This window comes from Sphingomonas sp. Leaf37 (assembly GCF_920939475.1).
Classification (GTDB): domain Bacteria; phylum Pseudomonadota; class Alphaproteobacteria; order Sphingomonadales; family Sphingomonadaceae; genus Sphingomonas.
Window position 1 is genome coordinate 1 of record NZ_CAKLAX010000007.1, and the last position, 22,989, is coordinate 22,989.

The following is a 22,989-nucleotide window of genomic DNA, read 5'->3' on the forward strand; positions in this document are numbered from 1 at the left end:
GATGGAAGCGGCGCCCATCGAAATCGCGACGTGCGATCGTGATGTGAACGTGGGGATGATCGCGATCGACGTGGAGGCCGGCAACCCACGACCGGTTCGCAAACTCCTCGCGTGCGAAGTCCAGGGCGGCCGCTTTCAAACGCTCCGGATCGGTCCCCGACGGCATCGAGAGGATCATCGAAATGGACGTCGCACCTTTTCGTCTGGCGTCCCCGTCCATCTCGAAGTCATGCCAATCCTTCGCGAGGATCTGCATGTCGCGTCCGTCATGCAGCACGACGCCCTCACTGGTTTCAAGCCCGAGTTCCTCGTCGGAACCGTGACCCAGGCGGCTGATGTAAGCGAAGTTGGCAAGGACATGTCCGCCGCCATGCTGACGCCCCGTGATCCGCACCATGACCTCGGGGACGCGACGCGATGTGCGATCCGCAGCCATGATCGCCCGGCCGCTCATCCGGGCCTGCGATCCGCCCCCGAAAGCGTGCTTTGCCTGCACACTGGCACGCGACGTGGCCGACGAAGATACGGCCTTCGGGAACATCGACGCGACGGCCAAGCCGAGCATCGTGCTCCCGGTTTTCGGGCCCTTTGCGCTGCCGCCTCCGGTCCCGAGGCGGTACTTCTTGGGGGAAGCGAAGACGCCCGCCATGGAGTCCATCGTTCCAGAAGAGAAGCGGAAGCTCACGCTCCTGACGCTCGGTAGGTTTCGGTCCAGTACCCGACCTCTGCCCCGATCGAAGCAGATAGGCCCAGCCGGGTCGTAAACAGCAGCGTCTTCAGTTCCTCACATTTCTCGATGAAGGGATCGGCGATGCGGGCGATGTCGAGCGAGCTTTCGGGCTGGTTCGCTGCGTTCATCGCATGAACCGCCTGGTTGATGTTTCTGCCAATCAGAAGCACCTGCTTGCGCAGTTTGACGATCTCAGCCTGGGTGGCCGGAGCCAGTCTCAGCACGCCCGCCTTGTCCCAGAGCTGCCAGCGAAGCGTGCGTTTGACCCACTCGTTTCGCGTCATCCTCATTGGCGCAGACACGGTGTCGATACCTTCGATCTCGCTCCTCCCGAGCCGGACCGTGACGCGAACGAGATCGTCGGGATCCCCCCTGCCCTGGATTGGCAGCACCGGGATGTCGTCGTTCTCCGGAGCCAGCACGGCGCTGGCCAGCACGCTTGCGATCCAGCTACTTCGGGTCTGCCCATTCGCCGCGGCAACGCGGTCGATCTCGGCGACCAAATCGTCCTTCAACCGTAGGCCTACATTCATCTTAAAAGCCCCGTGCAGCGGCGCCCCACGAGCCAATGTTAAACATTGGTGCCGTGAGACATATCCTGCCATCCCTAGTAATTGCCTATCCTCATGAAACAACGACCCCTTTGGAGCTAAATCACTCCAAACGCGGAGGTGATAAATAATTGACTGTGTGCTTGCCACAAATAGCCTTCGGTCTTGTGGTTCCGGCGCAATGCATTTGCACGATCAATCATACCTCCCTGCCATCTCCTGCACTGCCTGCATCGTGGTAAGTTGCTCTCTATTGGAACCGGATCCGAAGAATGGCCCGATCAAGAAACGTCGTCGATCTCGCAACAATCGAGGCTCGGCGGGAAGCTCTAAAAGCGGAACTTGCTCATCGGGACGAACAGGCAAAGGCGGCGGAGCAGACGGCTCGGGACGCTGCGGGGCCTCACACCATACGAGTTCATATGCAAAGCCTGGGCCGACGATCCCCAGCGCTTCACCGTCAACCCGCACCACCAATCAACGGGACCAAACACCTACGGCAGCAGCCGAACCGGCAGCAGCTCACGTAAGCATTTGCAGGTGCGGGTGAGGGCGATCCCTCAGCCGTAGAGCCGCTCGTCCCACCACACCAGTTCGGGCAGATCCCAAGTGATCGGTGCCGCGTCCGGGTGGCGCGGGTTGATCAGGATGTTGCGCTCCAGCCGCGCCGGGATCGGCGGCACCAGCAGCAGCGCGCTGCGTGCCTCCTCGTACCACGCCGCGCCGAACGCCTTGCAGATCCCTTCGTCCTTGCCGTCCCAACCGGGATGCTCGGCCGTCCGGAACACCTCGTAGCGGGTGCCGTTGGGAATGGTGATGCGGATGCAATGCTGGTTGGGCGGCAGCACGCTGTTGGCGTGGGCCAGCTTCTCCAGCATCGCGGTCGAATAATGTTCGGACGTGTAGATCACCGGGCTCGCCGGCGTGTTCCAGCGGCCGGGATAGAGGCGTGCGCCCTCGCTGTCGTAGATCGGGTGTGCGCCCTCGGGATCGCCGATGCAGAAACAGGTGAGGACGCGGTCGGTCTTGCGACCGGTCGCGCGCGCCGTCATGCGCCCCCGCCGTAGGCCGCCCGTCCCAACAGATTGATGACGAGGTCCGCACCCGGCCCCGTCGCCAGCGCCACGTCGAGCGGCGGCTTGCCGTCGAGCATCGGGTGCGGGCGGCCGAGGAATTCGCGCGCCTTTTCGGGCGCTCGATAGATATCGAGCGCGAAGCTGAACACCTTGGCGAGCCGCGCCAGCCGGTCGCCTTCCTCGCTGGTCAGCCGCTGCGAGGTCGACTTGCGCCGGCGCTCCAGCGTCGCCTTGGGGATCAGCCGGAACTTGAAGCGCGGATCATCGGGGGCGACGCTGTCGGCCAGCCGGTCGAGCGCCGCCACCGGCAACCCGCCCTCGATCGAATAGGCCAGCGCCAGCCGCGATGCCGGCTGCCCCGCGGCGACACCCAGCAGCGTCTCGATCGATGCCATTTGCGTCGCCATGACGTACCTCCGTCCCAGATGAACCTGAAATAAGCCTCATCTGGTACTTCGCACGCTCGCTCACGCCTCATCCCGCGATATCGGCTTGCCCTTGGCGGCGATCTGCACCGGCTTGCCGATCACCGGACGGTCCGCGGGCCAGCGTCGCGCGATACAGCGGCCCTTGGCGATGCGCGCGATGGTGACCGCATCGCCCTGATTGCCGCCAAGGACGTGATAGGCCACGGCATCCTCGCCGACGTAGAAACCGACATGGCCGCCGCCCGGCCGCTCGAACACCAGCACCGCGCCCGGCGCGAGCCGCTCGGGGCGCAGCGCCAGCCCCCAGTCTACCCAGGACATCGCCCGCACCGCGATCGGCGCGGCCGCGATCCCGTCCTCCGCCAGACAGGACGCGACGAACACGCCGCACCACGGCACGCTGTCGGCATTGTAGATCATGCCAAGCACGCGGGTGCCGAGCCGCTTCGCCCAGCCGAGGATGGTGGCGTTGTTCGCCGTCCCCGCCGCCTCGCGCGTGCCCAGTCGCCCGCGGGCGGCGCGCAGCCATGCCGGATCCTTCGCCACGTCACGTCTCCCGTCCGGCACCCTGTGGCCCGGCACCCTTTGGCCCGACACCCTGTGGCGCAGCGCCGACCCGCCCGCAATCCGGTCGAGCGGTCCGGCCGCCCGACGACGGCCGGTCAGGTGCGATAGAGCGCGATGCCGAGCGCGAGCATCCCCGCCATCGCCACGCCGAGAAAGACGATCATGACCAGGATGATCCGGCGCACGATGGGACGATTTTCCATAGCGGCGTCCCTAAGCGCCGATCCGCGTCATGGCCACGCCCGCGTCGGGACGAAGCTTACGCATCCGCTCGGGCAGGCGACGCACACCGCTGTCCACTAATAGCCGCCCTGGAACGCGAAGGCGAAGCGCGACGATGCGTCGCGCGCCGACCGGCCGGCGTCACGCGCGGGCGTCACCGCGACGAGCGTCAGCTTGCCATCGGCGACATCGACCGGGACGCCGAGGATCAGGTCCATCGGCTTCGACCACGCGCCGCCATATATCGTCGCGCGCAGCACGACGCGGCCCGCCCAGACGCAGGTGGTGCGCACCGGGCAGCGGCTGTCCTCGATCACCCGCTCGGGCATCACCCGCGGCCCGCCGACATAGGCCATCTGGCCGATCCTCACCGGTCCCTCGATCGCCTGCGGTGCGCTGCATCCGGCGAGGCAGAGGGCCGCAGCGATCCCCGTCCGACGCCTGCGCATTACGTACCGAGCGGATCGAACATGTCGTCCGGATCGACATCGTGGGTGGTCCGCTCGTGCACGTCCGCCTCGGTCTCGGGTCCCAGCGGCGCGCTGTCGGGGCTTTCGACGGGTTCGGGATTGTCCGGGTCGGCCATATGCGCTCCTGTCATTGCTCGTGCGGGTCCTTGACGAACCCCTCCAGATCTTCCGCCTCGAGATCCTCCTGCCGCGTGCCCTCGTTGGCATCATCGTCGTCGGCGTCGCTCGGATGTACGGGGTCGGGCATGTCGCGTCCTCTTGCTGGAACGCCCTCAACGGCTCTCCCGGCAGATCGGCACCCGATCCGCCCGCACACGCGTTCACCGCCATGGAATTATAGACCACGAAATCCACAGGAGCGCATCATGTCCGACGATACCGACACCAGCCCCGACACCGATCTGCCCGCCACGCCGGCCGATGCGGTCACCCATCCCGAACAGCCCCCGATGGACGACGACACCCCTGACGCCGAGGTCGAGGACGAGGCGGCCAAGCTGGGGGATTTCGCCTAGAACGGCAGGCCGATACCGGTTCAGCCTGTGTGAACGCTACTGTCCTATACCTGCGCCATGGCCAGGCGTCCGAACAGCAAGCGTGTGCGCCGCCCGATCGATCGTCCCCGCGGCGAGCGGTCGGCGCGGGAGAGTGTGTGGCAGCGGATCAGGCGCTGGTGGCGGGTGATCCGCACCGGGTTCTGACCGGAGACCATCGTCGACGTGTATACACATCGACATATAGACCTGCATACAGGATGATCGCTGGCGACGGCGTGCGATTTCCGCCGGGCTTCCGGGCGACGCTGATGTAAGACGCATTTCCCGTCCCCTGTCCCGGTATGCCCGCCGCATGACTTCCAGCCCCGCGCGATCCGCATCGCCCGCCTGCGCATGGCGCCGCTTCACCGCGCAGCCCCTCGTCGCACAACCCTTGCCGTGGCTGTTGCTGCTCGCGGCATTGCTGCGGACGATCGCGGCGTTCCAGCCGGGCTTTCATCATCCGGACGCGATCTACCAATATCTCGAGCCCGCGCACCGGATCCTGACCGGCGACGGTGCGGTGACGTGGGAATGGCGCGTCGGCATGCGCAGCTGGCTGCTGCCGATGCTGCTGATGCCGCCGATGGCGCTGGGCGAGGCGCTGGGGCCGGCCGGGCCGTGGCCGGTCGCCCTGCCACGGCTGGCGATGGGTGCCGCGTCGCTGTCGATCGTCTGGTCGGCGTGGCGGCTGGGCTGTCGCCGGTCGCCCTATGCCGGGCTGCTCGCCGGCTTCGTCGCGGCGAGCTGGTTCGAATGCGTCTATTTCGGGGTGCAGACGCTCGCCGAGCCGGCTGCGACCGCCGCCTTCCTGCCCGCCGCGGTGCTGGTCACCGCCGCCCGGCCGACCCGGCGCGGCGCGGCGATCGCGGGGGCGCTGCTGACGTTCGCGGTGCTGATGCGCCCGCATTACGCACCGGCCGCCGCCACGCTCGTCCTCGCCGGCTGTTGGCCGTGGCGCGCGGAACGGGTGGCATGGCGCAACTGGGGCGCATTGATCGGCGGAGCGCTGACGATGGCCGCCATCGGCGCCGGTATCGACATCGCGAACGGCGCGCGCCCCTTCGCCTGGATCGTCGAGAACGTCCGCCAGAACATCGTCAGCGGCGTCGCGGCGCGATACGGCGTCTCGCCGCCACTCACCTATCTCACCTGGCTGCTGCAGATCTGGATCGTCTGGGCGATCCCGCTCGTCATCGGCCTGCGCTTCGGCTGGCGCGCCTGCCCGCCGCTGCTCGCGGCCGCGGCGGTGACGATCGCCGTCCACATGCTGATCGGGCACAAGGAATATCGCTTCATCTATCTGGCGGTGGTGACGATCGTCATCCTGTCGGCGATCGGCTGGAGCGACATCGTCGAGGCCGCCGTCGCCCGCTGGGGAGAGCGGACCCGGCCGCGCCTGCGCCTCGCGGTCGTCGCGGCGTGGGGCATCGCCTCGCTGCTGCTCGCGTTCGGTCCGCTTGCGCAGGCGCATCGCCGGCAGGGCGGGCCGGGATCGCGCGTCTTCGCCCTGCTCCGCGACGATCCGCGGACCTGCGGCGTCGCGCTCGTCTACGGCACCAGCTACGCCGACATCCCGGGCACAGCCGCGTTGCGGCCAGGCACCCCGATAGGGCTGTTCTGGTTCGCCGATCCCGCCGCACCGGGCGCCACCCCGTGGCAGAGCGTGGCGCGCCATCAGGCGGGCTTCAACCGCATCGTCAGCTCGGTCCCCCGAACCGGCTCGCCCCCGCCGGGCTATCGCACGATCCGCTGCGAACCGGCGAGCGACGTGATCGGCATGTGCCTCTACGCCCGCCCCGGGGGCTGCACCGCGACACAGGGCTCGCCGTTCCGGCTCAACCGCGTCCTCGCCCGGATGGGATTCTAGGGGCCGCACCCATCCGGAAAACACGATTACCGCGCCGTTTACGATTTATAAGTCGCTGCCGTCCTACGTCGTGGCGATCAGGATCGGCCAGAGGACGCCCCGGGGAACAGATGGTGAGCGGCTCGACGCTGAAGGCGATCCGTCTGGTCGCACTGCTCCTGCTCTCCTGCGCGATCGCGGGCGCCAGCTTCAGCGGCTACATGCAGAAATGGGGATTCCGCAACGATGCGCGGCTGTCGCTGAAGGCGCATTTCGACGGAACCGTCGAACGCCCGTTCGCCTATCGCCGCCTGTTCGTCGATATCGCCGATGCGGTCGCGCCGCAGCCAACCGCAACCGACCCACACGAGGTCGAGCGCGTCCGGATCGTCTACGCCCTGACCTTCGCGAGCCTGCTGCTGCTGCTCTGGTCGGGCTATCGCCTGTTGCGGGACAGCGGCTTTTCCGCCCTCGTCGCCTACGCCGCCAGCGCCGCGATCGTGCTGCTGTTCCCGATGATCCAGGCGCAGGGCGGCTATTGGTACGATTTCGCCGAAACCGCCTTCTTCTGCCTGTTCCTCGTCGCCGCGCGGCAGGGATCGTGGCCGGCGATGCTGCTGATCGCCGCGATCGGCGCCTGGAACAAGGAAAGCGTCCTCTTCTTCACGCTGACCGCCTGGCCGCTGCTCCGGGAGGAGCGGTCGCGCCGGTTCGCGACGCTGTCCATCGGTGCGGCCGCAACCGTCGCGGGGATCGTCTATGCATGGCAGCGGGTCCGCTTCGCCGGGCGGGGCGGGGGCGCGACCGAATTCCACCTCTGGGACCAGTGGCGCTTCTTCACGCGGCCGGTCGACTGGTTGCTGCCCGACTGGACCTATGGACTGCCGCTGCCGCATGCGCTGGGCATCGTCAGCCTCGGCGCGATCGCCGGCCTCGTCTACACCGGCTGGGCGACGCTCCCCGCCGTCTGGCGCGCGCACGCCCGGATCGCCGCGGCGGTCAACCTGCCGCTGTTCCTGCTGTTCTGCGCCGCGGGCGAGGCGCGCAATCTCAGCATGCTGTTCCCGACGCTGCTGCTGCTGATCGCCATCGCGATCCGGCAGGCGGAGGGGCAGGGGATGCGACCGGATGACGCAGCCTGTCCGGCAAAGGCGTATCCCGTGAGGACGGGCGCATGATCCACAGCGATATCCTGCGCGCGCACCGCGTCCCGTTATGCGTCGATCTCGACCATACGCTGGTCCGCTGCGACCTGCTGCACGAAGCCATGCTTCAGGTCGCCAAGGCCGCACCGCTGCGGCTGTTCGCGATGGCGGCGACGCTGACGCGCGGCCGGCTGGCGCTGAAGGATTATGTCGCCCGCCATGCGACGTTCGACGCGGCGGCACTGCCCTATCGCGCCGACCTCGTCGACCATATCGCCCGCGAACGCGCTGCGGGGCGGCCGGTCCATCTCGTCACCGCCTCGCCGCGGCCGTGGGCGGAGGCGGTCGCGCAGCACCTCGGCCTGTTCGATTCCGTCCACGCCTCCGGTCCCGTCAACCTCAAGGGCGCGGACAAGGCGGCACTGCTCGCCGGCCTCCACCCAGACGGTTACGACTACGTCGGCGATGCCCGCGTCGATCGGCCCGTCTGGCGGCAGGCGCGCCACGCCCTGCGCGCGGGACGCGGCACGCGCATCGCGCTCGACGACGGCCGCGTCTCGGCCGGGGATTTCCCCGATACCGGCCGTTTCGCCGCCAGCCTGTCGCGCGCGATGCGGCCGCATCAATGGCTCAAGAACCTGCTGGTCTTCGCCCCGCTCGTCGCCGCGCACCGCGTGACCGAACCCGGCGCGCTGCTCGCGACGATCCTGGCGATGGTCGGCTTCTCGCTGCTGGCGTCGGCGACCTATCTGCTCAACGACATGCTCGATATCGCGGCCGATCGCGCCCATCCGCGCAAGTGCCGGCGGCCGTTCGCGGCGGGCGACCTGTCGGTGACGCAGGGGCTGGCGGCGTTCGCGCTGCTGCTTGCCGGCGCGGCGATCACCACGATGGCGCTGCCGGCCGGATTCGCGGTTGCGCTGGGCGGCTACACGCTGCTGACGGTGACCTATTCCTTCTACTGGAAGCGCGTCGCGCTGGCCGACCTGTTCGTGCTCGCGACGCTCTATTCGATGCGGATCATCGCCGGCGGGGTCGCGACCGGCATCCCGCTGTCGCCGTGGATGCTCGGCTTTTCGATGTTCGTCTTCCTCGCACTCGCCGCGATCAAGCGCTGCGCCGAACTGGGCGATCGCCGCATCGCCGGCGATGGTCCGATCGCCGGTCGTGGCTATCGCCGCGACGATTTGCCGGTGATCCGCACGCTCGCCTCGTCGTCCAGCTTCGCCGCGGTCATCATCTTCGCGCTCTACGTGACGCAAGCCGACGTCCGGGGGCTGTATTCGAACCCCGCCCTGCTCTGGCTGATCGTGCCGCTGCTGCTCTACTGGCTGGGGCGGATGCTGCTGCTGACGCATCGCGGGGCGATGCACGACGATCCGGTGATCTTCACGATGCGCGATCCCAACAGCCTGATCCTCTTTGCCGCCTGTGCCGTCGTGATGCTGGCGGCGAGCCACACGACGATGCCACCCGGCCTGATCCTGACACCCTGATCCTGGCGCCCCGAACCTGACACCTTGGGCGGTGCCGGCCTCTTCATTGTGCGATAGCACTTTCAGGTGCATATAAACGGCAAGGAGTGCATTCATGCTTGCCGCTTTCCTCGACGATATCCGTGATCGCGACATGATCGCCCCACGCCGCATGGCAGAGCGCCTGCGCGTGCCGATGGCGCGACTGGCACGGCTGGCGCATGTCAATCGCAACACGATGACCGCCAAACCGGAAAGCCCCGCGGTTCAGGCCAAGCTGGGCGAGATCGCACGGATCATCGCCCGCGCAGCCGAATTGTCGGGTGACGAGGGCAAGGCGATCATCTGGTTCCGGCACCAGCCGATCGCAGGTTTCGGCAAGACCGCCGAGGAACTCGTCGAAGCCGGGGAGGCCGCGGCCGTGCTGTGGACCCTCGATACGATGGAACAGGGCGTATATGCCTGACGGCGGTAACACCGGCTTCCACACGCGGCTCTGATCCACGCATGACGATCATGCCCGCTTCACTCACCGGCCGTTTCTGGCGGATGCTCGGCGTCCGCTGGCAGGCCCGCCCGTTCGACAGCGGATCCCACCTGACCGGCGGTCGCTGGAATCCACCCGGCACGCGCGCGCTTTACCTGTCCGCGGACTACAACACCGCGATCCGTGAGATGCACCAGGATCTCGTGCGACCCGGCACGCTCGTCGCATACGACCTCGATGCCACCGCGATCGCCGACCTGCGCGATGCCGATCCCGCGATCCTCGCCTGCGAATGGCGCCGCATCTTCAAGCTGGAGGATGGCGTTCCAGCCAGTTGGGACCTGGCGGGGCAATGCCTTGCGGCAGGAGCGCAGGGCGCTCTGGTTCCTTCGATCCAGCATCGCGGTGGCACCAATCTGGTATTGTGGCGCTGGCACGATGCACGGACCTCCGGCGAAGGTGCCGCATTGACGCTGCTCGATCCCGAAGCGGTGCTGACCGGACGATAGTCAGGCCGCGAACCACCGCTGCTGCCGGCGGACGTCCAGCCCGCACAGGCCGGTCAGCCGGTGCCGGCCGGCATAGGTCCGGACGCGGTGCAGGTAATCGGGGGCATCCGGGTAGGACAGCCGCCAGTCGGGCGGGTTGAACGACGAATAGCCGTTGATCGTCGGCCGGCCGTAATAGCTCGCCAGCAGCATCGCATCGACATTGTGGCGATAGAACATCGCGCCGCGATCGACGCCGTCGCCGCCCCAGGCGAGGTCGATCGCCCGCGCCTCGGCCAGCAGCGGATAGTCCGCCGGCCGCGCCGCCACGACGAAGAATGCGGTGCAGGCGCGGGGCGGGGGGCCGACATCGGCGAGCATCCGCATCTGCGCGTCGCGATCGAGCGCCAGCGGCGCGTCGAGCTGCACCTGCTCGACGAACAGCCCGGCGAGGATCAGCGCGGTCACCCACCCGCGCCGCGGGGCACGATCGAGGAAGACGACGACGATGACGACGATGCCCACCGATGCGAACAGCAGCAAGCGCTGCACCACCCGTATCGCGGACGCACCCGGCACCCAGGAATAGACGTACCACCACGCCGAATGATCGCCTGGCCAGCGCAGCGCGAGCGCGACGATGACCGCGATGGCGATCCCGACCGGCAGCACGATGCCGCTCCGCAGGCGCTCCCGCCCCGCCCACAGCATCGCGAACAGCGTCACCGCCATCATGCCGATCGGGAAACCGAAGCGCGTCTCGCCGCCCGGGAACGGCATGTCGTTGCCCAGCCAGGCCGGCAGGGAACCCCAGACCAGATTGCCCGATCCGACGTTGAACAGCGTCATGATGCCCGGCAGATAGAGGTGGGGGCCATCCTCCCACGCATGCCGCGCACCGGCGCCGACCTTGGGCAGATAGAGCAGCAGCACCGGGATCAGCGCGACGACGCCGGTTGCCACGCAGATCAACAGCGATCGCCAGTGCCGCACGATCGCCGCGAACAGCGCGCGCCGGGCATCCGCCGTCATCAGCAGCAGCGCGACGGGCGCATAGACGACGAGGAACAGCGAGAAGAACCACAGTCCGTAAAAGGCATTGAAGGCCGTCGCACCGTACAGCAATGCAAAGCCGCATCCGCAGGCGACCAGCGCGTGCGGGCGATCCTCGCGCAAGGCGGCGACGGCCTGCAGCGCGAGGAAGCCGAGCCACGGCAGCAGCCCGACGCTGAGCAATTGCCCGTGGTACATGTGGAGCAGCGAGACGTTGGCGGTCGCGAACAGCGCCGCGCCGGCGAGCGCGAGGGGCAGGCGGATGGCGATCCCGCGGCGCAGCAGCACGTACATCCCGGCGAACCCCAGCGCCTTCATCGCGACATGCGACGCAAAGGCGGCAAGGAACGGATCGGCCCCCAGGATCCGCGCGATCGTGAAGGGGATGCCCGGCAGGATATAGGTGTCGTTATAGCCGAGCGTCGCCGGATAGGGGTGGAAATACCCCATGACATCCCACGCCGCCCCCTCGACGAATACGCGATACCAGTGGTTGAGGATCGCGACCTCAATCACGCCGTCGTAGCTGTCGCCGTACAGGACGTGCAGGCCGGTCGCCAGCGCATCGCGAAAGAACCACGCGAGGCACAGCAGCATCGTCGCCGTCACCAACGCGCGCCGCATCAGGGGCGACGCCTCCGCATCGCGGCCCGGCCGGACGCTCATCGGACCAGCCGGCAGGACAGACCGATCGCCGCCAGCGCGACAAGCGAGCCGGCGACCATATCCACCAGATAATGTCCGCCGACGATCAGCGCCGATGCCATCATAAGCGCATTCAGTACCAGCCCCGCTACCCGTAGCCGTGGAACACCCCACCAGCCCCATGCCAGCATCACCGCGCCCGCGGCATGGAAGCTGGGGAAGGTGATGATCCCCGAAATCGCATCGACGCCCAGCGTGGTCAGGCTCCCGTCCCGCGCGCCCGTCAGGATGTCCATGAATTTCAGTGCGTAGGGCGGTGTGCCATAGGCCGGGACCAATGCCGATACGCCGATCGCGACGGCGACGGCGATGATCCACGCCAGCACGAACCGCCACAGGCGTCGCTGGTCGTCGATCCCCACCAGCAGCAGGATCACCGCGAACGGCTGGACGATGATGCTGTTGTAGATCCAGTTGGTCGCGGCGAACGGCAGCGGCCAGCGATCGAAACCGGTCACGAACACCCGCCGGTCGAACCCGAAGAACAGTGCGGCATCGGCTGCCGCCAGCACCCGGTCCGCGATCGGCCATGCCGCGGTCGCGGCGACGACGGCGCAGAGCGGGCTGACCAGCGAGATCGCCAGCATCAGGCATGTCGCCTCCAGCGCCGCGGCGGGTCCGGACCAGCGATAGCCGCGCAGCACCCAGGCCAGCAGCACGAACCCGCCGAGCTTCAGCCCCGCGCCATCCAGCAGCTCCCCCGACCAGGCGAAGCGCCCCGCGACGACGCTCACGCCGATCGCCGCGATGCCGGCGACCAGCAGCAGGTACACCCCGAACGCCCGCGGCTCGACGGCCAGGGCCGATCGCCTGGGTCGGAACGGCATACGAACGAGGGCCAGTCTCATCGCCCCGGCATGCAGAAACATAGCTAAATTTGCGTTTACGGGTGCTTCAATCCGGGGAACCGACGATCGGGCTTATTCCCGCATCGTCATCGCGACTGATCTCGATAGTACAGCGCACCACCTTCTTCGTCCTCCCGGCTGTCATGTAGCAGGCTTGCACAGCTTTGCGGTTGGCGGTGCGATCCGGTCGGCCGCCGCGATGTTGGCGAACGCATCCGGCGCTGCGGCCCGGCTTCCCATTCGGCAAGTCGAGCGTGTCGCGACGACGATCAGGCCCTGCCGGTCACGGCCATGGGCGCGCACTGAAGCCAAGGCAACGGATCAATCCGCTACTGCGGCCTTCGTCGCCTTCGTGACGCTGATGACGAGTAACGCCTGGCTCAAGCATTTCCGGTTATAGCGAGATAGCGACGGACATTCCGGTCCTGCTGGCCGACGCGATCCTGTTCTTGGCTTGACGGTTCAACCGACGTGCCGAGCAACCAGCGGGGCGGTCTGCTCGGCTCCGCCCGTTTCGGCGACCGCGCCGGCGTGCGGAAGCTGGAGGCGAACGGGGAGCTCTTGATCGGCCGCTGGGCGAGGGCGGGGAAGCTGCTGCGTTACGACGGCGCGGCGCATCTCGTGACGATTGCCCCCGCCCGCTCGGGCACGATCATCCCCAACCTGCTGCTGCTCTATCGCTCGGTGATCTGCATCGCCCCCAAAGACGGGAATGCCCGCATCACGGCCTGTGAGCGTCGCCAAGGACAAAGTCTGGTGCCTTGATCCGTTCGGCGTGTCGGGTCAGCGCCCTGCCTGCTGCAATCCGCTCGATACTCATGCCGATGGCTGCGATTGCCGGTGAACCACGTCGTCACCGAGATGGCGCGACAGCGCTTGTTCGTGCGAATCGGCCTCTCCAGTTCGTATATGTTTAATCATCCGCATCGCAGCGTGGCTGATCTCTGCAGATGGAGGATCGGTATGGGTCGAAGTGCAGGGCCGAAACTCTACTCCTATTGAAACGATCCGCTCGACGATATGGACGACGCAACCGTCTTCATCCGGAACAGAATTAGTTCTAACACCCTGTTTACCAACGGATCGGTTATAATTCATACGTTCACCCGTGAAACGATTTGCTGCTCCTCCTGCTTCCGATGCTCCAACGCTGGAGTTCGTGCCGGTGTTCGACACTGCCACTCTTCAGGACACCGACACCTATGCCGCTTGGCGTGAGGGTGGGGGGGATTTGAAGCGGGTGTTCGACACCTTGCCGCTTCAACCGTTCGCATGCTCCGCGCATTGGTTAAGCCTCGGAACAACCGATCTGGGCTTTGCCCAATTCACGTCTCAGCAGTGGACACGGACGCCAGCAATGGCGGCACGCGACGATTACGACCAGATGGTCATCAACTGCCGCTTCGCAGGTGGCGCGCGGGGCGACATGGCGGGACGAACGCTCGACGCCGGTGCCGGCACGATCATCATCAACGATCTCGCCCAACCCCAAACGCATATATCGGAGGCCTCGGACAGCGTAGCGCTGGTTCTGCAACGCGCCGAAGCGGAAGCGATCTTCGGCCCGGTCCGAGCGCTGCACGGCCATGTTGTCGCCCCGCACCACGCCTCGATAGTGCTGTCCTTCATGGACGCGTTGCGCCGCAACGCGCACCATTACCCGATCACCGCAGCCGCTGCGCTAGGTGAGACGGTGGTCGACCTGATCACAATGGCGATCAAGACCAGCCTACACGAGGACGTGAAGGACATCGTCCTTCAGGAGAAAACTCTCGGTGTGCGCGTCCGCTATATGATCGAGCGCGAACTGGGCTCGCCGACGCTCAATGTAACCCGACTCGGCCGGATGCTCGGCATCTCGCGCGCGTCGCTGTATCGGGTAATGGAGGCAGAGGGGGGCGTGCAGGCCTATATCGCCGCACGCCGGCTGGAGAAGGTTGCCGAAGCGCTCCGCGCGACCGGGCCTCAGCAGACACTGGCGACGCTGGCGCAGCGCTGGGGCTTCTGCGACGCGGCCTATCTCGGACGCAGCTTCCGCGAGGCGTTCGGGATGACGCCCGGCGATTACCGCGAGGTGCACCGTCGCCGCTGACGCGCAAAGCGGAGGCCGGCACTGACACTCAGTTGGCGACGATCGCAAAATCCAGCTTGTCGGTGTCGAAACCGTTGCGGCCGGGCTCCGCGACGATCGTCCGGTCGCGTATGCGCGGGCCAGGTGCGCGGCTGACGACGGTCTGCCCCGATCCGTCCAGTGTCACGCGATCATCGCCGATCGTCACCACCGCGCCACGCATCGAGCCGGGCACGTAGCTGACTTGAACGTCATAGCCAGCCGGCGCGTTGCAGAATTCAATCAGCTCGCCAAGTCGATACCCTTTGCCTGCCGGCGACAGGGCCGGTTCGTGGCGCAGCGTGCATTGCACCGGCACCATCATCCGCAGGCCGAAGCCGCTGCTGCTGAAGGTCGCGCCGAAGGCGGAGGACGATGTAACCAGGAGCACGATGGCACCTGCGGACGTTAGGCGTTTCAGCATGGTCTTACCCGTTCCGTGTTACCCCGCCATGCCACTGCACCTCTTAAGATTAAGTTATGTCAGCGATAGCGATCATCTTGCCAGGGAACGAGCTGCACCCATCCTACGTTCCCCCAACTAGCAATAGGTCATCAACCGCTGTTCGGATGCGGAAGTCGCCGCACCGCGCTATCGCTGCATTGATCGTGACCAGCTTATCTCACTGAAAAAACAATGCTTTCTCGTGTACCATAGTATTGGTGCATCATCGTGCAATCTTAGCCCAACCTTATTAACTCTTTATTTACTCGACGGACTAACACCTTGGTAAGTATCTGACCCCGACAGCAAAGGGGGCTGCGGGGACATGGCTACAGGGAAAGGATCACCGCCGCGCAAGCGAGCGGGCAAAGGGATTTGCGTCCTTTTTGCCATGATAGCGTCGGCACTACTTTTCTTCTCGTCCAATGCTGCGTCCGCTGAAGGCGCACATCAGAACCGGCTGCAATTGAGTGTACACGGCAGCATTCCCGAACATTGCGCGATCGGCAGCGTTGGGGACATGGCATTCGGCGATCTCAGCAAAACCGGAATCCAGCGCGTCGCGGCCGTCGGCTTCAACTGTAATATTCCATTTCAGATCAGTATTCGTTCCGCCAACGGCGGTCTTGCCAATGAAGCGTTTCCGCACGGGCAGGGTCCTTACGCCGGGCTGGTTCCGTATTCGATTGCGCTGTCCATTCCACTACGCCGCCCGAACAGCGACGTATTGACCAAGAGCTTTACCAGCACGGCGCTGATGGCGGGCGCGAGCCTGACCAGCGGAGGCGGGATCGCGGTGGACGGCATGCGGCTGACGGTCGCGCTGGCCCCGCCGACGGCCGAGGCCGGCCTGCTGGGCGGGCGCTATTCCGAAACGGTGACCATCACGGTGGCGCCAATCTGATTTTCAGGGTTCGTGCTGCCGAAATCCCGCGATGCGGCAGCACCGAGTAGGCGGTCATTCGAACCGTAAACGACAGATCGCGGCAAAGACAATGTGATGGAAACCGGGCGGCGATCATGCCGAACGGCACTAAAAGGGATAAGAGCATGAAGAGCATTCTGAAGGCCGGCGTCGCCGTCGCCGTCATCCTGTCGTCGGCCGGTGCGGCCAACGCGCAGACCACCAACACCGTGTATTCGGCTGCACCGACCCCGACCACGATTGGTTCGCAGACCTACCCCCTGCCATTCGGTGGGTCGATCACCCTGCCGGTCATCGTACCAGGCAAGACTTCGGCAGAGCAGTTCGCAGCTGGCGTCGGTAGCCGCTATCAGGACAGCGCAACTGTTTCGGGCAATACCGAAAGCGCTAGCACCAGCGTCGTCAACAGCTTCACGCTGACCGGCAACGTCACCAAGGATTGCTCGTTCTACGGTGGCGGCACCACCGCGCATGACATCAACCTGGGCACGATCGGCGTTCGCACCGGCAACAACGACAACGTGTCGCAGGCGTTCAACCAGCGCGATCAGATGACGGTCAACGTTAACAGCGCGACCGCCGGCTGCAACTTCAACAACACCGTCACGATCGCCAAGGACAACGGTTCGGCCGGCCTGCTCAACAAGGCACCGGGCGGCTATGATCCTGCACAGTTCACCGACCGTATTCCCTACACGATCGACGCATCGTGGACCGGCAGCGCGGTGGACGGCAAGACGACGCTGGCCCGCACTCTTCAGGTCGGCGCTCAGGCTGGCACCAACAACCTGCAGAGCGGCGCATGGCGCTCGGCATTCGACATGGACGTGACCATCCCGGCACAGTCGAAGGCGCTGGTCGCTGGCACCTATTCGGACAAGATCACGGTGACGCTCGCCACCATCTGATCCGAAGGATTGCAGGGGCGGGGGACATGAGTCCCCCGCCCTTTTTCTTTACCGATACGCGCTAACCCGTGGCCAACACGCGGTTTTCTAAAAGGTTAGGCAAGTACGATGGCGTTCCGGTGCCGTTTCCTCGCAGCGCGCATGATGCGCCCCGCCGTTCTTGTCCCCATCCTAGCGACAACGGCGATCGTCGCGATCAGCGCCGCACACGCCATGCGCGTATCGCCGATGGTGGTGGAAATGACGACCAAGGGCGCCGGCGCGACCGCCCGCGTCGAGGTCCAGAATCTCAACCCCGGTGCGCTGCCGTTCGAAACGCGGATCACCCGCATCGATTACGACGACAAGGGCGTGATGAGCGAAACGCCGGCGGACGCCGACTTCCTGGTGTTCCCGCCGCAGGGAATCCTGCCCCCCGGCGCGCGCCAGGTGATCCGCCTGCAATGGGTGGGGGACGCCGACATGCCCGCGAGCCGCGGCTATTATCTGTCGGTCAACCAGCTGCCCGTCGATCTGGCGCCCGGCCAGGCATCCAGCGGTGCGCAGGTTCAGGTCGTCTACCACATGAAAGCATTGGTCACCGTCGCCCCGCCCAATGCGGTACCGAAGGTCGAGGTCATCAGTGTAAAGCCGGTGACGATCGCCGCCAAGGAACCGCCAGCCCTGCCCGGCGCGCCGGCAGCGACGACGGCCGCGGCACCATCGCCCGGTATCGAGGTCGTCGTGCGCAACACCGGCACCCGCTACGCCATGATGGCGGGCACCAACTGGACGATCGAAGGCACCGGCACGAACGGCAAGCCGGTCAAGCTGACACTGGCGGGCGACGATCTCAGCCGGGCGATCGGCGTCGGCTATCTCGCGCCGCTCGGCGGGCTGCGGACGCTGCAGGTTCCGACCGGCACCGCCCTGACCGGACCGATCAAGGTTCGCTTCGGCAAATGACGCGGCGGGCGCGGCACCTGTGTGCCGCCTCCCTGATCGCCTTGGGCTGTGCCGCGCCCGGTGCCGCACAGGTCAGTGTGCGTTTACCTGGCCAGGCACAGCCCAATCCCGGACAAGCGTCCGATCCCGGGCAAACGCCACGCCCCTCGGTCGGCGTCCCCTTGCCCGGCGCACCCGCGGGCCCTGCGCAGCAACAGCCACCGGTCAGCGTGCCGCTGCCCGGTGCGCCGGTCGCGCCATCCGTCCCCGCCGTGCCGATCGGCAAATATGGTCGCCCCGACATCAATCCCTATGAGCGCGACATCAACCTGACGGTGCCGCTCACCTATCGCACCCGGCCGCTCGGCGAAGTGCCGGTGCTGCTGACCCATGACGACCGCTTCATCGTCGAGACCGCCCCGTTTCTCAAACTCCTCGACCCGTTGCTCAATCCCGGGGCGCAGGCGAAGCTCGCCGCCCTGCTCGGCAACAAGGCGAGCTTCTCAGGCGAGGAACTGGCGCAGAGCGGCGTGTCGCTGGATTACGATCCGGGATCGCTATCGGTCGTCGTGCTCCAGATCGCGCCCACCGAACGGGCGTTGGAATCATTGTTCAAGACGCCAACCGATGATGACGAGCAGGTTGACCTCGTTCCCGCATTCGTATCCGGTTACGTCAACGGCAACATGCTCGCCAGCCGGCTGTGGGGCGCGAACGGACGTTGGAGCAAGCCGAGCTTCTATCTCAACGGCGCCGCACGGGTCGGGCCGGTGGTGCTGGAAAGCGACGTGCAATATGCCGAGGACTTCGGGCTCGCCGGCTCCGGCTATCGCTTCGATCGCAACTATGCGCGGCTGGTCTATGACGAACCGACGCATTTCCGCCGCTGGCTGGCGGGCGACCTGACGCCGGAAATTCGCGGACAGCAGGGCTATGTCCAGCTCGGCGGCATTGGCGTGTCGCGGCAACGGCGCCGGTTCGACCAATTCCGCTCGGCAATCCTGCAGGGCAACCGCCAGATCGTCCTGCAGCGCAATGCCACCGTCGACATCTATCGCAACGGCGCCCTGATGAAGCAGTTGCGGCTCGATGCCGGTTCCTACGATCTCAGCGCGCTGCCGTTGGTCACCGGGTCGAACGACGTCGAGATCCGCGTCCGCGACGATGCCGGCGGAGTGCAGAACGTCGCCTATCGCTCGTATCTCGATCCGATCGATCTGCAGCCCGGCGACCATGAATATGCCGCTTATATCGGCCGCACCAGTCAACGCTTCGGGCGAACGCCGACCTATGGCGGCCCCCTCTCTTTCACCGGCTTCTACCGCAAGGCGTTCCTCGACAAGCCGGCGATCGGCGTCGGCATCCAGGCGAGTGCGGCCGTGCAGGTGGCGACCGGCCAGACCCAGATCGTCCTGCCCAACGGCGGCCGTATCCAATTCGACCTTGGGGTCAGCCGCACGCGCCGCTACGGCACCGGCCAATCGATCGGCGTCTCCTACGACCAGATTTTCGATCGCGGCGGCAAGATCGACTCGTTCAGCATCCGCGGCGACTATCTGTCACGGCGCTTCGGCGGGCTGGGCTATGCCGAACCCGACAATTCGACTGGCTGGAGCATCAATGCGCAATATGCGCGGGCGCTCACTTTCGACCTGACGTTGCTGATGGGGGCAAGCTATCTCAAAAGCCGGTCGAGCACGGGCGACACCTATCGCCTCGATGCCAGCAGCGCCTACCGCCTGACCCCGCGCTGGAGCGTCAGGGGCGGTATCAACTATACCCGCTACGGCGTCACCAGCACGCGCGAGGGCGTGGGCTTCAGCTTCGGCCTGGTGTACCAGCCGGGTTATCGCGACCGGGCAGAGGCGCGTTACGACAGCGGCACCGACACCAGCACCGTGTCCTACGCGCACTCGTCGACCGGCCAGATCGGCAGCGTCGGCTACGGCGCGTTGGCCGGGCGCGATCTCGGTTCGGCCAACCTTCAGGGTTATGCCGATTATACCGGCAACCGCTTCGATGCCTCGGCCAGTCATGCCGCCTATGGCAACGGCTTCGGCTCGATCACCAACCAGCAGGTCTCGACGGTGCGGGTCGGCAGCTCGATCGCCTTCGCCGGCGGGCATGTCGGCATCGGTCGACGGATAAACGACAGCTTCGCCCTGCTGTATCCCCACGCGACGCTGAAGGGGCGCAGCGTCGTCGCGGGACAGTCGTTGGTCAACAACGACTATCTCAGCAAGAGCGGCCTGCTCGGCGCCGCGGTCAACGGCTATCTGACCTCCTATGTCACGCAGTCGGTGCAATATGACGTCGCCGACGTGCCGACCGGTTACGACATCGGCCCGGGTGTGGCGCGGGTAAAGCCGCCCTATCGCAGCGGCTATGCGTTGCGCATCGGCACCGATGCCTTCGTCAGCGCGACGGGAACGCTCGACATGGCGGATGGCAAGCCGATACCGCTTGCCGGCGGTCGCATCGTCGCCAAGGACGGCAAGGGCACCTCGCAATCGTTCTTCACCAATTCGGTCGGTCGCTTCGCGATGCAGAACCTGCGGCCAGGCGTCACCTATCGGGTCGAATTGTTCAGCACCGCGGACAGTTTCGAATTCGCCGTACCGGCGGACAGCGACGGATTAGTCGACCTCGGGACAGTCAAATTGGGGACGGGAAAATGAGGCTCCGCATGATTCGAACCGCAATTCGGCCCACGATCCGGCGGGCTGCCCTGCGCATCGCGGCGCTCGCCGCGGTCGTCCTGGTGTCCGCGCCTATGTCGGCCCAGGCACAGGTTTCGCCGGCGCGCGCGTCCACCGAATGCCGGCTGCGCATCGACACCGTGGCGACCAACTGGGTCATCGACAATTACGACCCCTTCGCGGGCGGTGCGGCGAACAGCGCGTTCGACGTGTTGTTCGTCAATGAAGGCGACGGTGAATGCCGCTTCTATCCGCGCTTCGACACCGATCAGGCGACGCTGGGCCTGCGCGGCGACGGCGGTCTGCGGATGGGCGCGGCAATACCCTACACGTTGCTCGACACTTACGGTCAATATGACGCGACGCCGATCGCCGGCCGCACCATCCGCCGTACCACCAACCAGCCGGTGGTGATCGCGGCGCGTGGGCAGCAACTGGTCCGCTACGTCTTCGACGTTCCCGGCGAGGGGATCGGCGGAGACGGCCTGTTCACCCAAAGACTGCTGCTTGCCACGGAGGATCTGTCGGGCGTGCCGCTCGGGCAGCGGCAGGTGGTGGTCGGCGTGCGGGTCGCGCCATCGGCGACGTTGAGCCTCGCCGGCGCCTTCACCCGGACCGGATCGCAGGCCGACATCGACCTCGGCAATCTGACCGAAGGGCTGGCGGCGGTGCCGCTTCAACTGCACGTGATGAGCACACGGGGCTATCGCCTGTCTGTGGAATCGCTGAACAGCGGGCGGTTGCGGCTGGCGGGGACGGACTGGACGATCCCCTATACGCTATCGGTGCAGGGCACGCCGATCCGCTTCGGCGAGGGCGCTGGCTATGTGTCGGGCAGCAAGAGCGGGCTTCATCGTGACGTGCTGTCGTTGGCCTTTATCATCCCCTCGCTCGCGAATATGCGGGCGGGCAACTATGGCGACGTGCTGACGATATCGGTGGCGACAATCTAGTCGAGCCGGTCAACCACCGCTTACATGCGGCGTTGGCCGCTAGGCAAAGCCATACAATCATACATGTCGACGTGTCTGAATTTCTACACTTCTACATTTATATATTTCTACGTGCCTGATTGTCGATCACGAGACATGTCTACCGGTGTCTTCAGCATTAACGCGGTGGCGAACGCCCGTACCAGCGGCATCACATCACAAAAAGCGCTCGCCGGCGTGGTCCTTGAACAGCTCGGCATTGCGGACGTAATCCGACAGCACCTGCACCGATTTATGACGGCTGACTTCCTGCAGCTTGAAGATGGTCGCCCCCTGCGCGGCGCCCTCGGTCAGGAAGCCCGCCCGCAGCGAATGTCCGGCGAACTCGGCCGGGTCGTACCCCGCCGCGCCGGCATGATGCTGTACCAGCCGCGCGATCGCACGGTCCGACATCGCCGCGGGCGTCAGCAGATCGGTCCGCGTCAGCCGCCGGAACAACGGCCCTTCGGCATGTCCGGCCGCTGCCATCCACGCCAGAAGCAGCGCCTTGGGCCGAATTCGCGATCCTTCGGGAATGGCGATGACCGCGCCTTGTCGCACCTGATCGGTCTTCGATCGCGCGATCGTCAGCCTCAGTCCCTCGGGCACGATGCCGACATGGCCGACCTCGAGCGCGACGATCTCCGACCGGCGCAGCGCGGCGGCCATGCCGATCGCTAGGATGGCCCGATCCCGTATCGCGCGCAGGCCGTCCCCCTCGATCGCCGCCAGCATGTTGCGCAGCGCAGCGGCATCGGCGGGCCGCTTCTGTCGCCTGGCGCCGCCATGCTCCGTCCGAATGCCGGCGAGCACCTCGGCCAACCGCCCGGCACTTGGCATCGCCGTCGGTGCCGGATGGCCATTGCTGCGATGATGATGCCCGATCGCCGCGATCCGCCGGTTGATCGTCGAGGGGTTGAGCCCGGCGGTCGCCTGATCGCTCGCGAACACCGCGACGACTTCGGGTGTCGCCGGCAGCGCCCCCAGCCCATGCGCGGCACACCACGCCGTAAAAATAGCCCAGTCAGAACCATACGCCCGCCTCGTAGCCCCCGACCGCGCCAATTTGGCGTAGGCGGCGGCTATCTCGATCTTGTCGTTCAGGATTGCGGGAAGCGTTGGCTGCGCGAAGACGGTCGGCAGTGACGTTACACCGGTGGTGTCGTCAGACTGGATCATGAGCGCAGGAGAAGATGGATCAACAGCCATGACGGATGTGTGCCATGCCCGTTTTCATAGAACCAGCGCTATGTCCGAGAATCATTGTTATCGGACATAGCGCTATTCTCTTGCCTGAGGTTGAAACCCTAACATTGCACCCGAGACTGGTCGATCGCATTGCGAGCAAGCGGTCAGTCACTAATTGCGGGTCGGGTC

Annotated in this window: 25 protein-coding genes and 1 pseudogene; 15 read left to right on the plus strand and 11 right to left on the minus strand. The window is 66.0% G+C overall.

Going from position 1 to position 22,989, the window contains the following annotated elements; genetic code table 11:
- On the minus strand, positions 1–685 hold a 685-nt coding region (locus tag LRA87_RS17670; protein ID WP_230782250.1), incomplete at its 3' end, for a relaxase/mobilization nuclease domain-containing protein.
- Complete coding sequence (locus LRA87_RS17675) at positions 682–1,245, minus strand: hypothetical protein (protein WP_329958611.1); 564 nt, start codon at positions 1,243–1,245, stop codon at positions 682–684. The genes LRA87_RS17670 and LRA87_RS17675, both read right to left, overlap by 4 nt.
- A 411-nt stretch (positions 1,246–1,656) precedes the next feature.
- Between LRA87_RS17675 and LRA87_RS18525 the strand changes: the two are divergent.
- Positions 1,657–1,773: pseudogene (locus LRA87_RS18525) on the plus strand (IS481 family transposase); the annotation flags it as partial.
- Positions 1,774–1,841: 68 nt separating this feature from the next.
- On the opposite strand, the gene LRA87_RS17685 reads toward LRA87_RS18525, so the two are convergent.
- The 5 genes from LRA87_RS17685 to LRA87_RS17705 form a co-directional block, all read right to left on the minus strand.
- On the minus strand, positions 1,842–2,333 hold the full coding sequence (locus LRA87_RS17685) for an RES family NAD+ phosphorylase (protein ID WP_230782254.1): 492 nt from the start codon (positions 2,331–2,333) through the stop codon (positions 1,842–1,844).
- Positions 2,330–2,764: an antitoxin Xre/MbcA/ParS toxin-binding domain-containing protein gene (locus tag LRA87_RS17690; protein ID WP_230782255.1), complete on the minus strand. Its 435-nt coding sequence runs from the start codon at positions 2,762–2,764 to the stop codon at positions 2,330–2,332. The genes LRA87_RS17685 and LRA87_RS17690 overlap by 4 nt, the downstream gene beginning before the upstream one ends.
- Positions 2,765–2,824: 60 nt before the next feature.
- A complete protein-coding gene (locus LRA87_RS17695; protein ID WP_230782263.1) occupies positions 2,825–3,331 on the minus strand; it encodes a TIGR02594 family protein in 507 nt (168 codons plus the stop codon).
- A 320-nt stretch (positions 3,332–3,651) separates the two neighbouring features.
- Positions 3,652–4,023 (minus strand): hypothetical protein, encoded by a 372-nt coding sequence (locus LRA87_RS17700; protein ID WP_230782266.1) that lies wholly within the window; start codon positions 4,021–4,023, stop codon positions 3,652–3,654.
- Positions 4,023–4,160, minus strand: a complete 138-nt coding sequence (locus LRA87_RS17705) for a hypothetical protein (RefSeq protein WP_230782268.1) — start codon at positions 4,158–4,160, stop codon at positions 4,023–4,025. The genes LRA87_RS17700 and LRA87_RS17705 overlap by 1 nt, the downstream gene beginning before the upstream one ends.
- A 249-nt stretch (positions 4,161–4,409) precedes the next feature.
- Here LRA87_RS17705 and LRA87_RS17710 point away from each other — a divergent pair, with 249 nt between their 5' ends.
- From LRA87_RS17710 to LRA87_RS17735, 7 genes are all read left to right on the plus strand, one after another.
- The gene (locus tag LRA87_RS17710) at positions 4,410–4,559 is read left to right on the plus strand and encodes a hypothetical protein (RefSeq protein ID WP_230782270.1); all 150 of its coding nucleotides are present in this window, start codon (positions 4,410–4,412) and stop codon (positions 4,557–4,559) included.
- Between the two features lie 57 nt (positions 4,560–4,616).
- Positions 4,617–4,745, plus strand: a complete 129-nt coding sequence (locus LRA87_RS18415; protein ID WP_268934884.1) for a hypothetical protein — start codon at positions 4,617–4,619, stop codon at positions 4,743–4,745.
- Between the two features lie 148 nt (positions 4,746–4,893).
- On the plus strand, positions 4,894–6,450 hold the full coding sequence (locus tag LRA87_RS17715; protein ID WP_230782272.1) for a hypothetical protein: 1,557 nt from the start codon (positions 4,894–4,896) through the stop codon (positions 6,448–6,450).
- A 110-nt stretch (positions 6,451–6,560) separates the two neighbouring features.
- Positions 6,561–7,607 carry a hypothetical protein gene (locus tag LRA87_RS17720; protein WP_230782275.1) on the plus strand — a complete coding sequence of 349 codons (1,047 nt, stop codon included), beginning with the start codon at positions 6,561–6,563 and terminating at the stop codon, positions 7,605–7,607.
- Positions 7,604–9,070 carry a UbiA family prenyltransferase gene (locus tag LRA87_RS17725; protein ID WP_230782283.1) on the plus strand — a complete coding sequence of 489 codons (1,467 nt, stop codon included), beginning with the start codon at positions 7,604–7,606 and terminating at the stop codon, positions 9,068–9,070. Before LRA87_RS17720 ends, LRA87_RS17725 begins: the two co-directional genes overlap by 4 nt.
- Positions 9,071–9,164: 94 nt before the next feature.
- A complete protein-coding gene (locus LRA87_RS17730) occupies positions 9,165–9,515 on the plus strand; it encodes a hypothetical protein (protein WP_230782285.1) in 351 nt (116 codons plus the stop codon).
- A 41-nt stretch (positions 9,516–9,556) separates the two neighbouring features.
- A complete protein-coding gene (locus tag LRA87_RS17735) occupies positions 9,557–10,045 on the plus strand; it encodes an RES family NAD+ phosphorylase (protein WP_230782287.1) in 489 nt (162 codons plus the stop codon).
- Here LRA87_RS17735 and LRA87_RS17740 read toward each other — a convergent pair whose 3' ends face one another.
- On the minus strand, positions 10,046–11,743 hold the full coding sequence (locus LRA87_RS17740) for a hypothetical protein (RefSeq protein ID WP_230782290.1): 1,698 nt from the start codon (positions 11,741–11,743) through the stop codon (positions 10,046–10,048).
- On the minus strand, positions 11,740–12,630 hold the full coding sequence (locus LRA87_RS17745) for a phosphatase PAP2 family protein (protein WP_230782292.1): 891 nt from the start codon (positions 12,628–12,630) through the stop codon (positions 11,740–11,742). The genes LRA87_RS17740 and LRA87_RS17745 overlap by 4 nt, the downstream gene beginning before the upstream one ends.
- A gap of 471 nt (positions 12,631–13,101) precedes the next feature.
- Here LRA87_RS17745 and LRA87_RS17750 point away from each other — a divergent pair, with 471 nt between their 5' ends.
- The gene (locus tag LRA87_RS17750; RefSeq protein ID WP_230782306.1) at positions 13,102–13,395 is read left to right on the plus strand and encodes a type IV secretory system conjugative DNA transfer family protein; all 294 of its coding nucleotides are present in this window, start codon (positions 13,102–13,104) and stop codon (positions 13,393–13,395) included.
- A gap of 592 nt (positions 13,396–13,987) precedes the next feature.
- Positions 13,988–14,722: a helix-turn-helix domain-containing protein gene (locus tag LRA87_RS17755; RefSeq protein WP_230782309.1), complete on the plus strand. Its 735-nt coding sequence runs from the start codon at positions 13,988–13,990 to the stop codon at positions 14,720–14,722.
- A gap of 28 nt (positions 14,723–14,750) precedes the next feature.
- On the opposite strand, the gene LRA87_RS17760 is transcribed toward LRA87_RS17755, so the two are convergent.
- A complete protein-coding gene (locus LRA87_RS17760) occupies positions 14,751–15,131 on the minus strand; it encodes a hypothetical protein (RefSeq protein ID WP_230782311.1) in 381 nt (126 codons plus the stop codon).
- A gap of 379 nt (positions 15,132–15,510) precedes the next feature.
- Here LRA87_RS17760 and LRA87_RS17765 point away from each other — a divergent pair, with 379 nt between their 5' ends.
- The 5 genes from LRA87_RS17765 to LRA87_RS17785 all read left to right on the plus strand — a co-directional run bounded on the left by LRA87_RS17765 (position 15,511) and on the right by LRA87_RS17785 (position 21,594).
- Complete coding sequence (locus tag LRA87_RS17765) at positions 15,511–16,089, plus strand: hypothetical protein (RefSeq protein ID WP_230782319.1); 579 nt, start codon at positions 15,511–15,513, stop codon at positions 16,087–16,089.
- A 146-nt stretch (positions 16,090–16,235) separates the two neighbouring features.
- A complete protein-coding gene (locus LRA87_RS17770) occupies positions 16,236–17,018 on the plus strand; it encodes a hypothetical protein (RefSeq protein WP_230782321.1) in 783 nt (260 codons plus the stop codon).
- 240 nt (positions 17,019–17,258) lie between these two features.
- Positions 17,259–17,963, plus strand: coding sequence for a molecular chaperone (locus LRA87_RS17775; protein WP_230782323.1), 705 nt, complete (start codon positions 17,259–17,261; stop codon positions 17,961–17,963).
- 161 nt (positions 17,964–18,124) lie between these two features.
- Positions 18,125–20,620, plus strand: a complete 2,496-nt coding sequence (locus LRA87_RS17780; protein ID WP_230782325.1) for a hypothetical protein — start codon at positions 18,125–18,127, stop codon at positions 20,618–20,620.
- Between the two features lie 8 nt (positions 20,621–20,628).
- A complete protein-coding gene (locus LRA87_RS17785) occupies positions 20,629–21,594 on the plus strand; it encodes a hypothetical protein (protein WP_230782327.1) in 966 nt (321 codons plus the stop codon).
- Positions 21,595–21,789: 195 nt separating this feature from the next.
- Here LRA87_RS17785 and LRA87_RS17790 read toward each other — a convergent pair whose 3' ends face one another.
- Positions 21,790–22,791, minus strand: coding sequence for a site-specific integrase (locus LRA87_RS17790; RefSeq protein WP_230782329.1), 1,002 nt, complete (start codon positions 22,789–22,791; stop codon positions 21,790–21,792).
- Positions 22,792–22,989: the final 198 nt, after the last annotated feature.